The sequence below is a fragment of the Photorhabdus sp. RM323S genome (genome assembly GCF_042879375.1).
In the GTDB taxonomy this organism is placed as follows: domain Bacteria; phylum Pseudomonadota; class Gammaproteobacteria; order Enterobacterales; family Enterobacteriaceae; genus Photorhabdus; species Photorhabdus tasmaniensis.
The window spans coordinates 1-928 of the sequence record NZ_JBHFKZ010000163.1; the positions used below are offsets into that span (position 1 = coordinate 1).

Sequence of the window (928 nt, forward strand, 5' to 3'; positions counted from 1 at the left end):
ACCAGCATTCTACCCGCAGAGCGACTGTGGCTGGCACGAAGACCAAATCCGAAACGCTCACTTTTTTCATCGCGGAAGTTTTGCTCTATCTGCATGCGACGACTGTATAACTTGATGATCTCCCTTGGCTTTAAATCATCTATACTACTGAAAATAAGCCAGGCTTCTTTTGCTGACTGCCGATACTCGTTGTTTGTTTTAGTATACATTGGCCTGCCTTTTGAACGTTTACTTTTCCGCCCTTTAGGTAATTTCTTGTATGTATAAAAATGACCATTAATACGGTTTTTCTTTTCTTTGACCAGCGTTCCCGCCCCCATGTATTTCGGCGTTATTGTTCCAGGACAGTCAGAGATTTTCAGCCATATTTCAGGACTCTCTGCCAGGTGAAATTGAACGTTATTCCTGATCCGCCCAATAAAATCCCAGCCCAATGAGGCAATATGTCGAAACCATGGACTCTTAAATCCTGCGTCTGTGACGATGATGACTCTGGCATCGGAAGAGACGGCTTTAGCGAGGGAATCAAGAAACTGATTTTGTATTAAGGTGTTATTTTGTTTTTCCGAGGATACAACCCAACTCAATAACGGCATTGCCCGACCGTCGCAAAGAAGGCTGGCACGAAGCACATGATACTCCTGCGATGGATAACCGCTCCAGTCCACAGCAATAACGCAAAGAGGCAACTGACGAGTTATCATGGCAGTAATATTATTAAAAATCGCAGGAATATCGTTGTGAAGAGCGGTGTTTCCTAACAGGCGATCAACCCTTTTTATCTTGTTTTTGACCTGAGCCTGTCCGGGCAAAAAACGTCCAATACTGGTTAGCGTAAGAGAAGCGCCATTAATCAAAGCCATAGTGGCATCGATTAATGCATTCTGGCGATATTGATGAAACGGTGCTAAGGCATCTTTGAAGAAGT

At 44.0% G+C, this 928-nt stretch carries 1 protein-coding gene; it reads right to left on the bottom strand.

Annotation, left to right across the window (positions count from 1 at the left end; translation table 11 throughout):
• A partial coding sequence (locus ACGF7G_RS22450) for an IS4 family transposase (RefSeq protein ID WP_387468497.1) occupies positions 1–928 on the bottom strand: 928 nt, incomplete at both ends.